Raw genomic sequence first — 12,320 nt, forward strand, 5'->3', positions numbered from 1 at the left:
TTTAAGAAATAGCTTTCCTGACGGGACTTCGTTCAGAGTAAACTTACGTCTCGCCCAAAGGTCTCCCCTGCGCCACTCAGTACCTTTTTTGCACGTTCATCACCAAATGGCGCAGCACCTGTTTTCCAGTTACCATCTGCAAAATCCTGTTTTTCCCAGCCTTCAGCAGGCGCTTCGTTAGTGTAAGCAACGTTGTAAGCTTGTTCGTCGGTTGCAGCCAATACTGTTTTATATTGCAGCGACGGCTGGCCCATAAAGCGATAAAATTTATCATCAACTTTAATTACACCAAGCATTGATTGCTCTTTACCCGTCCAGTGTTTGGTAACAGACTCGTTTAATTTATCAGTGTTTGACCAGATACTGAAATAAGTATTGTGCGTAATTAACGGATAAGCCGGTAATTTATCCTGTGCCTTCACCATACCGGCACAAGCCGTTAGCGAGCTTAGGACAAGGAGATTTAACTTCCTGAATGTGTGTTTCATGAACAATGGTTTATAGTGGTAAAATTTGAATGAGCTGTAAAGCTAACAAATGATAAAAAACTACAAAATCATTTTATGATTTAATTGCGGCTAAGAAACACAAAAAAACCCGCTGAACTTTCGATTCGGCGGGTTTAATAGTTTAACTATAGTTATTAAGGTTTCCAGAAGGTTGATCCCAGAAAATATTTACCAAACAGGTTAAAATAGTAAACAGTCATTACGCTGCCATCAGCAAATTGGATGGATTCCGGGTACCCGACATCCCAGTTAATAAAATCGTTGCGCAATTGCACCTCTGTTTTAATGTCCCGAGGTTTTACCACTATCGCTACTAAAGCAGGCCCTTATCCCACCCGGCTCGGTATGCCTGCCGGGGCCTTCCCTTATGCCGTAGGTAGCCATAATTCTGCCATCCTGTAGTTGAATTAAATCTGCCGGGTGGCCTATCATGTCTGTTTTAATTATAGGTACCCAGGTTTTACCGTTATCATCAGAGTAAGTTGTGTAGATATTATTTTCATCGTGTTTATTACGCATAGCCGCTATAATGCGGCCCGATTTGGTTCGTACTATACCGGGTTCGCTAAAGCCTTCGTATTTGCCGCCCGGGTCGCCTACTATTGTTGAAAGATATTTCCAGCTTTTGCCTTTGTCGGTTGATTTAATAATTACGGAGCCAATGTTCCTGCTATCACCATCAATGCCATAGCCAATTACACCCATCAACACCGAACCATCCGGCATTTCAATCGGGGCGTCAGTAGGCCCTTCAATGCCCTTAAATGGCATGCCCGTCAGATCAATAGTATTCATGACCGACCGGTATGCCCATTATCTGTCGACCGGATGAGGTTAGAACCCAGGCGGGGCTTATTAGTTGGCGGCAATTTGCCTTTACCCTCCCAGTTATACGTACCATCAACCGTGTAATTGTTATTGTAAAACATGCTGACGATGATGGTACCATCCTTTAATTGAATACCGCAGCCTTCGCGTTCATCCAAATCTTTAACACCGCCAATTATTTGCTTTTCGCCCCGGGTTTTGCCGCCATCCTTACTGCGCAGCATAATAACATCGCCATCGTTGGCATAATGTTCAGTTGCTTCACGGGCCATCAATAATATCTCCCCGTTTTGCAGTTTGATAATATCCGCAGGGTGAATATGGCGGTAACCGTTGGTGTAGATCACATTATGCTGATACTTATCAGTACCCAGCATTTTACTGTATAACTGTGTAGCCAGAATGTGCGTTTGCTCGTTAAAAAGATTAGCATCTGCCCGCAAAGTATTGATCTGAGCCTGCAGGGACGCTATAGTACCTGCCTGCAATACATCGCGGTAGCTTTTGATCATAAACCAGCCGTTATGCCATCTTTCAAATGGAAGCACTTCTATTTCAATTAAGGCTGCCTTACCAGCTTCCACAACCGATGCGGGCACACTTAACTGGTAGATACCGCTATTTCCGTTCAGGCCAAATTCGCGATGGGCGCTGGTATATGGAAATTCTACTCTTTTGGAGATGTATTTAAGTTCGTACTCCCCTTCATGCCGGTGTAATCTTTCATACGGCCCAGCGTAAATGTTAGCGCGTAATGGCCGTTAACGGTTAGTTTCACTTGCGGCCCAACGGTAATTTCCGCAGGCATCACGCTGGTTGCCGCAATGTAGGAGAAAGTGGTAGCTGCCTTATCTGGTACGGGTGCGGTTTTCCACGACAGAATATTTTTTTGCATTTGTCCGGGCGCCCACCAGCCGGCTGTCATGTAGCCTTTGGTCATGCCTCTGAAATCCATTGCGGGCCGGCTTCTATTTGCATCGTAGTGGAAAACTACGGTATCAAAGCCTTCTACCTGCTGTTTGGTTTGTGCAAACACTGTCGTGCCGGTTATAACTAACAGCACAAAAACGTATACTACCTTCTTCATAACTATTAGGGCGTAAGCAATGTGCCTATAATGTTTAACACCCCATTTGTTGTTACCACATTGCCTGTAATTACCGCAATAGCAGCCGGGTTTGATGGGCCTTTCACTTTATAACCGCCGGTGGTATTAATGGTAAGAGCTGTACCTGATATAGAATTAACCGTGCCCCCTCGGCAACGTTAATGTTATTTGTTCTTTTAGCTACGATATGTAATTTTAGTATGGCGGCAAGCTTTTCCGGGTTCTCGGCATTAATCGCGGCTACGTTAGCATAACCAGCAGCTATTAGGCCGGTATTATTAACAGCATACACGGTATAAGATGAAGCGCCTGACAACATGCTTGTAAAATTAAATTTCGGATCGGCAGTGCTGGCCCGCTGTATAAGCGCGGCGAACATAGTCAGCGTAGCATCTGAGTTAATACGATCAAGGGTAGTAGTAGTAATTGGCGTTGGGAAAAACCGCCCTACAGCGTGCACTACTCCGTTATTTGCAGTAAGGTTTCCACCCGCGTTACCAAAAACCACACCATTAGCATACCATGAGGTTATATTAGCGCTGCTTTTGGCAATATCGAAATAAATGTTGGTACCGTTGTATGCTTTTACTACCACACTATCAAAAGCTGACGTAAGTTTTGCACCCTGTATCATTTGATATTTAAGCAGGTTGCCCAAAACATCAGGGGCTGCGGCCTGCACAGCTGCTACAGTTGCATAACCGGCGGTGATAAAAGCATCATTTGTTGGTGCAAACAAGGTATATGGTTCTGTACCGGTAAATAAGGCGGTAAAATTAGTGCTGCCTGTGCTTGCTCTTGTAATAGCAGCCTGTAAGTAAGTATATTGTTGCGCGGCTACGGTAAAGTTGGCATTATAAGCAGTAATTACATCTAAAATTGTTGGCCTGCTATAAATTAACCTGTTTATGGTATTTAAATAACCACCTGTGGTTTTAAGATTTTTATTAAGTATATCTCCTCCTTCTATATAGTAGGTTGTCCCTATTTTCTGCACGCTGATCTGTCTTCCGCTAAGGGTAGCTTTTGGAGTAGTAATAGTAGTTGCGTCAAGCTTACCTGTAATTATATGATTCTTTACCGGGGTAATCACATCTGCAACGGGCATAGTTTGTATAAGCGTTTGCGGATATCCGGCATTGGTAAAGGCGGTATTATTGGGGGCAAATACGGTATAAGCATCATTGCTGCTCAGCAAACCGGCAAGGCCAGCCCTATCAACAGCTATTTTAAATATAGAGAAGTTATTGTCGTTAGTGATTAACTCATATGGACTAGCGCTATCCGGTGGATAATCATATGATTTTAATTTTTGCAACCAGCCAGGCCAATAAGGCAGAGCAGTACAATTGCTGTAGATATTTTTGTAATGATCTTTTTCATTGATCTATAGATTAATGCTATTTAACGGTTATCGTAAGTTCTTTAACTATATTCTTGGTATCCCATTTGTTGGCGTTAATAGCCTCAAATGCTATTGTATAGGTGCCTGCTGCCGGGTAGCCGGCAAACTTATAAGTGGTTAATTTTGTTGTGGCACTAATTTTAACACTCACACCAAAAGCACGTTGCGCTCGGTCAAGCTGTATGGGCTGGCTGATGATCCAGTCTTCATTGTCATCAGCATTAATAGCCCCACCGGTAAAGGTTAACGCAGTAGCATTGAACGACCAGTTGTTTGCCGAGTTTAATATGCTGTATGTTCCCAGGGTTGATGCTGTGGTAGCTATTGAGGTAACTGTGCCATCAGCCGCTACGTTATCAAGGGCAAGGTTTTTTATTGCCCGGGTGGGTTGTGCAGCTACGGCATCTTTTTGGCTGTGTACTTAAAGGCCGGGAACACTGATGTACCGGGAGTATATTGGCCGGATAAATCAATAACCCCAGATTGGGTGTCAGTACCGGTTGATAATGTTGCCTTGGAAGTTAGATCGACCCGGGTAGCTTTTTGGATATCATCCGCATTGAACGCATTCACGAAGTCTTTTGACATTAGTACACTAAGCGTATTGGTCTGTGTGCTGGCTCCTGTGCGTAACGATGTGAATTGTAACTGAGGTTTACCAACAACAGATATCCTGTCTTTATTCTTATATTCAGCGTTGACCGGGCTTTTTACACCTGAGTAAAAGGTTACCACATCAGCAGTTCCTGAAAAGTTGAATACCACGGGTTCGTTTACTGCGTAGCTTGTCTTTTCAACGCTTACATCAAAATTGGGCGTTTCAATAGGTTGCTTTTTACAACCCGGTGATATTAACAACACTGCAAGGCCAACACCAAAGCATTTATATAAGTATTTTAGATCTGTTCTCATTTTTCTATATATTTCTTAATGGATTGATGTTACCAGCCCTCATTTTGTTTAAGTGCTTTATTATACTGCAGCTCTGAAGTTGGGTAAGGCCATAACAGGTCGCGATCAGTAATTTTATTCAAATTCAGCACAGCGAAATAGGCGCTTCCGCTTGCGGTCCCCCTGTTAGTTTCGGCAGGCGCAGCAGTATCGGTTATATCTGACAATAGCGCTTTTATAGTTGGTACAAATATGCCCCAACGTATTAAATCATTTTTTCGTAACGCCTCGCCGGCCAACTCTCTAAAACGTTCGTTTTGTAACTCGGCCGGAAAGCGGCTTTATTTAATCCGGCCGGCTCATCAGCTTCGGTAATATTAGTGGCCCCGGGCAGCATCTTACCCCAGCCTCGCTCTCTTACCGGTTAATGCATGAGTAAGCCAGTGCCGTAGGACCGTTTAAGTAATTTTCCGCTTCGGCTAACATTAATAATACATCCGAATAACGCACTACCGGCCAGTTAACCGGCGATTGGCTGGAAACACGGGCAGGAAGCGGGCCGAAATATTGCCTGAATTTGGCAAAATAACGCTCATATAATTGGGCTGATGTAAAGTATACCTTGTTAGCCTCAATATCCGCGTCAGATTGCTCGGTGCCGTTAACCACATGCCATTTAAAAGGGGTACAAGTCCAGTCGCGGCGAAGATCTTTTGTAGCCGTAAATGATCCGTAAGAAAGGATCAATTTTCTGGTTACGTTGTATTGCCCAACGGAGGCACCAAAAGCAACGTTGGTGTTCCTGATGCCATCCGGTATCCAATACTGCCTGATGGGTTGGAGTTACCGGAAACATAGTTAAAATCAATTTCCCAGATAGATTCTTTTTTATCAATAACCCCATTAGCATAATTTTTGAAAACACGGGTAAAATCAGGGTTTAGCGAATGCAATTTTGAGTCTACCACTTTTTGCGCCCAATCCTTGGCATCCTGATATTTAGAAACATCGTTAAGCGGATATCCTGCCATGGTTAAACAAACACGGGCCAGTATAGCCTGCACTGCTGATTTAGAAGCATAACCGGCAGCTCCGTAATTAGCCACACTCGCGGCAGGTACCAAAGCTTCAGCCTCTTTAAGGTCTTTTAAAATTATAGCATAAACATCTTTTATTGGTGTAGCAGGTAAGTTTACATCTGTTGGATCAGTTGAAGGTACCAAACGCACTGGTACAGGGCCCCACTCTTTAACCAGTTCGTAATAAATGAAGCTACGCAGGAATAAGCCCTCACCTTTGATTATGCCCCGCTGGGTTTCATCCATTGGCACGCGTGGCAAATTGGCTAATAAAATATTAACATATTGAATAGTTTGATACAGGTAGTTCCACCTTGTGGCCCATTGGGGATCAGATGCGGTTAACCCAAGGTTTGCCGGGAAGGCTGCCGATAAATTGGTGTAGCAATCGTCAGACGTTTGGTAACGGAACTGATAGTAACCGCCAAGCACTTCTCTTTTAGTAAGCATTTGCCGGGCTGCACCTAAAGCTGCAGTAGCATCTTCGGGCTTGGCAAAATATTGATCAGGCGATAAAAAATCACGGGGCTTGGTATCAAGAATTTTCTTACAACTGCTGCAAAGCAGCGTTAATGCAATTAAACTTGTTGTAAATATATTTTTCATATCTTTTAGTTTAAATTATAACGATAAGTTAATGCCACCGGTTATGGTGATGGGGCGCGGATAGCTTGAATAATCTAAAGCAGGGCTCAATGCCGTTGAGTAAGTAGATACCTCAGGGTCGTAGCCTTTGTAGCCTGTTATAGTAAATAAGTTAGCCGCCGAAACAAACACTCTTAACCTGTTGATCTTGTACTTGGTTAACCATTTTTGAGGGAAGTTATAACCCACGTTAAACGCTTTTAGCCTAAGGTATGACCCATCCTCAACATACCGGGTAGAATATACAGCGCTGTTTTGCCCTATCCTGGCTATATCAGTATTGGTATTGTTAATTGTCCAGCGGTTGGCATAATCGGCAAAGGCATTTTGAGGGCCCAGGTTACTGCGGAAGGTTACAGAACCACCGGTAAACCAGATACGGTTAGCATTGATGATATCGTTACCGTATGACCATTGGAAAAACATATTAAGATCGAAGTTTTTGTAACGGAAATTATTGCTCCAGCCGCCAACATGTATCGGGTAGCCATTGCCTATAACTGTTTTATCGTTATCGTTTATAGTACCATCATTATTAATATCGCGGTATTTTTCCATTCCGGGTACCATAGAAGCACGGCTTTGTGTTGGCCCGTTTAATGGCATATTCGCTTTTAAAAGGTAAGTACCATTAGGTTGTTTATCAAAATCTTCTAGCTGATATAAACCATCGGATATATAACCGTAGATCTGCCCAAGCGGACCGCCAACTTTTGATATAAAAGCCGGTATGCTGGTAAAGTTTGGATCCCAGTTTACGTTGGTAGTAAGGCCCTCTTCGCCGGGGTCGGATAAAGCGTCTAACCTATTTTTATTGAATGATATATTGAAACTGGTAGAATAATCAAAGTTTTGGCTTCTTACCACATCTGCACCTAAAGTGATCTCGACACCCCGATTGCTTAAACTGGCAATATTACGGATGGCAGAACTGTACCCAACATTGCCCGGCAATGGGGTACGATAAAGCAAATCAGTAACTTTATTATGATAATATTCTACAGTAAGGTTAATGCGATCGTTTAAAAATGCTAAGTCAACTGCTATATTCTGTTTGGTATCGGTTTCCCATTTCAATGTTGGGTTAGGCAGGTTGCTTGTAACCGCGTTAAACCCAACCAGGCCACCGTTTAAATACAATTGGCTGGTAAAGTTTAAGTTTGCAACGTAGTCAAAATCCCCCACACGGTTGTTACCTGCTGTACCATAGCTCGCCCTAATATTGGCATCCGAAATAAATGATTGATTTTTCATAAATGCTTCTTCGCTAAACTTCCATTTAACGGCAGCGGAGGGGAAATATCCCCAGCGATTATCCGAAAATTTCGAACTACCATCGGCCCGGAAAGTGCCGCTTACATAATATTTACCGGCATAGTTATAGCCTATGCTACCAAAGCCAGATTCAAGCGTATTATAAGATATCCGGGCAACCGCGCCATTTTGTTGTACTATACCAACGTCAATGCCGCTTAGGCCCAATCTTTCATCCGGTATAAAGTTTGAACTCATCCCAAATGATTTATAATTGGTGCGTTGTAAATCCGTACCTAATAGTACAGTAAGGTGATGTTTGTCTCCAAAAACGTTATCGTATTGTAACAGGTTGGTATTAGTATATACGTCAATTATTCCGTTTAAAACCGAGCCGTTAACACCAATAGTTCCATATTGCCCCCGCTGCGGGTTTTGGTATTATTGAACGCTTCTGTGCGTTGGTCGGTTGAATTAATTGAACCTCTTATGGTAAATTTCAGATTTTTAAGGATGCTATAGTCAATATAGACATTACCGATCACGTTCTTATTGATCTTATTCCTTAGTTCGTTTTGGTAGGATATAATAGGATTTAAGCGCGCATCGGTTGGATAACTGTTATCCGGATCATATAACAGATCTTCCAGCGGAAAATCGCCAAAGGACGGCCCTGCGATCGGGCGGTAAGTATAAGCGCTAAAAAACAACGACGAGGTTGATCCCGGTGAAGGGTCACCGCCGGTGGTCATATTGCGGGTATAAGTTAAAGTACCGCCCACCTTAGCTTTTGAACCCACTTTTTGATCGAGCGATATTTTACCCTGATACCTTGTATAATCTGATGCTATAAGGATACCTGTTTGATTAACATAGTTACCTGATATGGCATAGTTGGTATTTTCGTTTCCGCCCGAAACCATTAAGGAATGATTATTAGATACACCGGTCCTGATCAACAGATCTTGCCAGTCGCTGCCTTTTACATCTCGATAATCTTCCAATGTCTTACCATTTGTTAAGTAAGGATTATTGGTTGGGAATTGATCCTGCGCCAATCGTACAAACTCATAAGGGCTTAACAGTTTATAAAACTTGTAGGGTTGATTTATACCATAGTAGCCGTTATAGTCAACTTTTGACGGACCCTTTTTCCCTCTTTTAGTGGTAATAACAATTACACCATTACCACCTCTTGAACCATATATAGCCGTTGCCGAAGCATCTTTAAGTACGGATATACTTTCGATATTGGCAGGGTCTATCATGTTATTATCGGGGCTTTCTATAGGCACACCATCAATAACATACAATGGCGAACTATCCCGGGTAAGAGAACCCAAGCCCCGTATCAAAATAGTTGGTTGTGACCCTGGTTTACCATCGGGAGATACTACCCGGATACCCGGCACCCTGCCGGCCAATGTTTCGGCAAACGACTGAACCGGCGCTTTTTGCAGATCGGCCATATTTACGGTACTGATTGAACCAGTTAAATCTTTACGTACTGTACTGGTATAACCGGTAACCACCACTTCGTTTAACCCTGTTTGGCTTTCTTCAAGCGTGATAGGGATAACATCCCGTCCGTTTATAAGTACCTCACGGGTGCTAAAACCTATAAAACTTGTAATTAATGTTTTATAGCCGGGGGCCAACCTGATTGAGAAAGCGCCATTGTTATCTGTAATGGCACCCGCTTGCGTGTCTTCTTTTACTTTTATACTAACTCCGGGTATAGTATTACCCTTACCGTCCTTAACAACTCCTTTTATAGAAGTTTGCGAAAAAACGGTTAACGAAAAAAGTAAAAATGTCAGCGATAGTAGTACGTTCTTATTGCTGTAAAATTTGGGCATATGATCCTTTGTTTATTCGTGAAAAAGATTGATTCATTAACATTGTTTTTGGGCCAGATATTAAAATTCGAATAGGTTGATCAGCACACTTGAACTACTGGTTAGCGTTAATTATAATATATTATAAAACCGTTTTTGACAGAACTATTTATATATTAATATTATGTTTAACCAAATTTAATGTTAAAGGAAAGGGCTTTCTACTACTATTAATTGGATTTATGATACTATCTTTCGTAAGGGGTAAAAAAGTATTATATTATTGCAGTTAGCGGGGTTATAAGAATATCTATCTATTATTAATAAAGATGATCAGGGCAAATTTCTTCTTCAAATAACTATTTATAGGTTGGTATAAGAACAAGTATAACTTAGAAAGTGCAAATCAAAAAGGTGGGCAGATATAGTGTTAAGTTGGTGGTTTTTTTGTTGGATATCACGCAATCAAACGCTTTCTTTTTGCAGCTTTTCTGGTATGCTTTCTTGGCCTCCACATCCTCTCTGGCCGATTCGCCAAAGTAGATCAACCCTAAGGCCCTCCTATTCCTGTTTGCAGTAGTATTGCCGCCGGCGCGGTGTATTGTTAAAGAATGATGCACCAGCAGGTCGCCCGGCTGGGCAGGAAAAGCGATCTCATTTTGCAGATCGGCTTCTGTACCATAATCAATTATCCCCTGCGAGAAGCCTAAAGTCTTTGTACAGCCATGCGGTCTCATACCTTTAAGGTGTGAGCCTTTTACATATTTTACACAACCATTCTCTTCATCGGCTGGTTCAAGCGCTATCCACATGGTTACCGCAACCGAGGGATCTAACATAAAGTAATAACCATCCTGGTGCGGTGGCGTAGGTTTGCCAATTACGGGTGGCTTGTTAAAATATTCGGGTTTTTGCCGATGACTTTATCTTCGAGTAAAAATTCGGCGAGGTCTTTAAATTTGCCGCTTAACAGGACATCATTAAAAAGGCGTCATGCATATGTATATCCATTACCTGCTTTAAGGTTGCAATATTGGTTTTATCTTCATAAAATACCTTGTTTGCGGCCATGCACGGTATTACTTCGTCAATTATCCGGCTAAAGTTTTTATTGATATCAGCAACTTCTTCCTTAGTTAAAAAGCCGGGAATGAAAACGTATCCGTTTTTCTGAAACTCTGTTTTGATGTCTGCTTTCATAGCGTTTGATTGATGACGACCTATCATATCAAACTTAATTCTTCTATAAAAGTATTGCTACTACTATTAATTTATTTTATGATATTATTTTTCGGTACAGTTTATCTATTCGCAGGGATATGGAACGATGAATTGAAAAGGATTAATAAACAAAAAACCCTGTATATTGTTATATACAGGGTTTGATACTTGGTATCGCTTGTTGTCGGGATGGCAGGATTCGAACCTGCGGCCTCCACATCCCAAATGTGGCGCGATACCGGGCTACGCTACATCCCGATTGGGATTGCAAAGGTAGGATTTAAAATCGCTGCTGCAAATATTTTTTAAAAGAGTTTTTTACATTTTTTTAATTAGCTGATTTAGTGAGCGAAACAATAAATCCTTGTTTCGCAGATCATGTATTATCCCTATCGCTACCCTGTTTTGTGCAACAATTACATGACATTTAAGCAACAATTATGCGACATTGAAGCATACAACTAAACTTCGTCGTAATTTCACCGTCAATCAATTTTAAAAATAAAAGAAGATGAAAAAAGTACATTATTATCGCTTTTACTTGGCGTTTGCATTTCGCAAACATTTGCCCAGGATAAATTGAAAACAGTACAGGCAAATAGTGTGTTGGCCGTACCAAATGTTAAAATTGACGGTAATTTAAGCGAGTGGCAAGGCTTCCGGAGGCCTATAACAAGGCTGTCAAACTATATTATACCTTAGCTAATGACGAAAAATTTTTATACGGGTTGCAAAATCGGGCGATGCAACCAACAGTGCAAAAATTGCAGCAGGTGGCATAACCTTAAATATAAATACTGCTGATAAAAAAGTGAAAAGGATGCATTTAGCGTAACCTACCCAGTTGTTAACCGTAGCGGACGCGGTGGCGGTGGCAGAAGAGGCGGGTTTGGCATTGGTGGCAACCGGAACAACACCAACCTATCAGATTCGGCAATTAAAGCGATGACTGAAGAGGCGCATAAACAATTTATAGCGGCAGCCAAAGAAATTAAAGTATTAGGCTTTAAAGAAATCACAGATACCTTAATATCTATTTACAACGAATATAGCATCAAAGCCCTTGTTGGGTATGATGAGCAAGGAATGATGACCTGCGAAATGGCTATCCCGCTTAAAGCTTTAGGCCTGTCGGCTGCCGACCCAAAAGAATTTGCTTACCAGATAATGCTTAACGGCATACCTGCCCCTACCGGTGGTGGATTTGGTGGCGGCGGCCGTGGAGGACGTGGCGGTGGAAATCGCGGCGGTGGTGGACGCGGAACTAATATTGATTTTCAGGACCTTATAGCGCCTACAGATTTTTGGGCTAAATATACTTTAGCTAAAAAAATAACATGCCCCTTAATACCCTTAAAAATACCTACACTCTAATATGAAAAAACTTTTATTTGCTATATTATTAATATCTCTAACCCTTAAACTGTCGGCTCAACAAAAACCCGTGCCTTTAGTACAACCGCCGTTGCCATTTCGCGAAGTAAGTGGTATTGTTAAAGACGACAAAGGCGAAACTGTTATAGGTGCATTAGTAACGTTAAA

General features: G+C 41.9%; 15 protein-coding genes, 1 tRNA gene and 2 pseudogenes. 2 read left to right on the forward strand and 16 right to left on the reverse strand.

Annotated features, from left to right (window positions below):
* Positions 1-32: 32 nt before the first annotated feature.
* The 7 genes from HK413_RS17250 to HK413_RS07355 all read right to left on the reverse strand — a co-directional run bounded on the left by HK413_RS17250 (position 33) and on the right by HK413_RS07355 (position 4,001).
* Entirely contained in the window at positions 33-488 is a 456-nt protein-coding gene (locus HK413_RS17250) for a DUF4964 domain-containing protein (protein ID WP_246229998.1), read from the reverse strand.
* Positions 489-643: 155 nt separating this feature from the next.
* Entirely contained in the window at positions 644-814 is a 171-nt protein-coding gene (locus tag HK413_RS15055) for a hypothetical protein (protein WP_217452145.1), read from the reverse strand.
* On the reverse strand, positions 792-1,304 hold the full coding sequence (locus HK413_RS15060) for a sialidase family protein (RefSeq protein ID WP_217452146.1): 513 nt from the start codon (positions 1,302-1,304) through the stop codon (positions 792-794). Before HK413_RS15060 ends, HK413_RS15055 begins: the two co-directional genes overlap by 23 nt.
* A complete protein-coding gene (locus HK413_RS15065) occupies positions 1,301-1,936 on the reverse strand; it encodes a sialidase family protein (RefSeq protein WP_217452147.1) in 636 nt (211 codons plus the stop codon). The genes HK413_RS15060 and HK413_RS15065 overlap by 4 nt, the downstream gene beginning before the upstream one ends.
* 68 nt (positions 1,937-2,004) lie before the next feature.
* Positions 2,005-2,424 (reverse strand): hypothetical protein, encoded by a 420-nt coding sequence (locus HK413_RS15070; RefSeq protein WP_217452148.1) that lies wholly within the window; start codon positions 2,422-2,424, stop codon positions 2,005-2,007.
* Positions 2,425-2,527: 103 nt separating this feature from the next.
* Positions 2,528-3,763, reverse strand: coding sequence for a fasciclin domain-containing protein (locus HK413_RS07350; protein WP_175269711.1), 1,236 nt, complete (start codon positions 3,761-3,763; stop codon positions 2,528-2,530).
* Between the two features lie 82 nt (positions 3,764-3,845).
* On the reverse strand, positions 3,846-4,001 hold the full coding sequence (locus HK413_RS07355) for a hypothetical protein (RefSeq protein ID WP_175269712.1): 156 nt from the start codon (positions 3,999-4,001) through the stop codon (positions 3,846-3,848).
* A gap of 43 nt (positions 4,002-4,044) precedes the next feature.
* On the opposite strand from HK413_RS07355, the gene HK413_RS07360 reads away from it, so the two are divergent.
* Positions 4,045-4,275 (forward strand): hypothetical protein, encoded by a 231-nt coding sequence (locus tag HK413_RS07360; RefSeq protein WP_175269713.1) that lies wholly within the window; start codon positions 4,045-4,047, stop codon positions 4,273-4,275.
* On the opposite strand, the gene HK413_RS07365 is transcribed toward HK413_RS07360, so the two are convergent.
* The 9 genes and pseudogenes from HK413_RS07365 to HK413_RS07400 form a co-directional block, all read right to left on the reverse strand.
* A complete protein-coding gene (locus tag HK413_RS07365; RefSeq protein ID WP_175269714.1) occupies positions 4,247-4,762 on the reverse strand; it encodes a DUF5017 domain-containing protein in 516 nt (171 codons plus the stop codon). The genes HK413_RS07360 and HK413_RS07365 overlap by 29 nt on opposite strands.
* Positions 4,763-4,791: 29 nt before the next feature.
* Positions 4,792-5,055, reverse strand: a pseudogene (locus HK413_RS19555) (RagB/SusD family nutrient uptake outer membrane protein); the annotation flags it as partial.
* Positions 5,056-5,158: 103 nt separating this feature from the next.
* On the reverse strand, positions 5,159-5,488 hold the full coding sequence (locus HK413_RS19560) for a RagB/SusD family nutrient uptake outer membrane protein (protein ID WP_217452150.1): 330 nt from the start codon (positions 5,486-5,488) through the stop codon (positions 5,159-5,161).
* 8 nt (positions 5,489-5,496) lie between these two features.
* Entirely contained in the window at positions 5,497-6,426 is a 930-nt protein-coding gene (locus HK413_RS07380; protein WP_175269716.1) for a RagB/SusD family nutrient uptake outer membrane protein, read from the reverse strand.
* A gap of 15 nt (positions 6,427-6,441) precedes the next feature.
* Positions 6,442-8,127 (reverse strand): SusC/RagA family TonB-linked outer membrane protein, encoded by a 1,686-nt coding sequence (locus HK413_RS19565; protein WP_175269722.1) that lies wholly within the window; start codon positions 8,125-8,127, stop codon positions 6,442-6,444.
* On the reverse strand, positions 8,103-9,578 hold the full coding sequence (locus HK413_RS19570; RefSeq protein WP_175269717.1) for a SusC/RagA family TonB-linked outer membrane protein: 1,476 nt from the start codon (positions 9,576-9,578) through the stop codon (positions 8,103-8,105). Before HK413_RS19570 ends, HK413_RS19565 begins: the two co-directional genes overlap by 25 nt.
* A gap of 371 nt (positions 9,579-9,949) precedes the next feature.
* Positions 9,950-10,453: pseudogene (locus HK413_RS19575) on the reverse strand (phytanoyl-CoA dioxygenase family protein); the annotation flags it as partial.
* Positions 10,454-10,523: 70 nt separating this feature from the next.
* Complete coding sequence (locus HK413_RS19580) at positions 10,524-10,757, reverse strand: phytanoyl-CoA dioxygenase family protein (RefSeq protein WP_217452149.1); 234 nt, start codon at positions 10,755-10,757, stop codon at positions 10,524-10,526.
* A gap of 205 nt (positions 10,758-10,962) precedes the next feature.
* Positions 10,963-11,036: transfer RNA gene (locus HK413_RS07400), tRNA-Pro, on the reverse strand.
* 687 nt (positions 11,037-11,723) lie between these two features.
* On the opposite strand from HK413_RS07400, the gene HK413_RS07405 reads away from it, so the two are divergent.
* On the forward strand, positions 11,724-12,152 hold the full coding sequence (locus HK413_RS07405; RefSeq protein ID WP_175269718.1) for a hypothetical protein: 429 nt from the start codon (positions 11,724-11,726) through the stop codon (positions 12,150-12,152).
* Positions 12,153-12,320: the final 168 nt, after the last annotated feature.

It is taken from the genome of Mucilaginibacter humi (genome assembly GCF_013087555.1).

Coding starts and splice junctions, on each gene's coding strand:
- HK413_RS15060 (WP_217452146.1), bottom strand. CDS start 1,304: ATGAATACTATTGATCTGACGGGCATGCCATTTAAGGGCATTGAAGGG.
- HK413_RS07380 (WP_175269716.1), bottom strand. CDS start 6,426: ATGAAAAATATATTTACAACAAGTTTAATTGCATTAACGCTGCTTTGC.
- HK413_RS15070 (WP_217452148.1), bottom strand. CDS start 2,424: ATGAAGAAGGTAGTATACGTTTTTGTGCTGTTAGTTATAACCGGCACG.
- HK413_RS19580 (WP_217452149.1), bottom strand. CDS start 10,757: ATGAAAGCAGACATCAAAACAGAGTTTCAGAAAAACGGATACGTTTTC.
- HK413_RS19570 (WP_175269717.1), bottom strand. CDS start 9,578: ATGCCCAAATTTTACAGCAATAAGAACGTACTACTATCGCTGACATTT.
- HK413_RS07365 (WP_175269714.1), bottom strand. CDS start 4,762: ATGAGAACAGATCTAAAATACTTATATAAATGCTTTGGTGTTGGCCTT.
- HK413_RS17250 (WP_246229998.1), bottom strand. CDS start 488: ATGAAACACACATTCAGGAAGTTAAATCTCCTTGTCCTAAGCTCGCTA.
- HK413_RS07360 (WP_175269713.1), top strand. CDS start 4,045: ATGATCCAGTCTTCATTGTCATCAGCATTAATAGCCCCACCGGTAAAG.
- HK413_RS07405 (WP_175269718.1), top strand. CDS start 11,724: ATGACTGAAGAGGCGCATAAACAATTTATAGCGGCAGCCAAAGAAATT.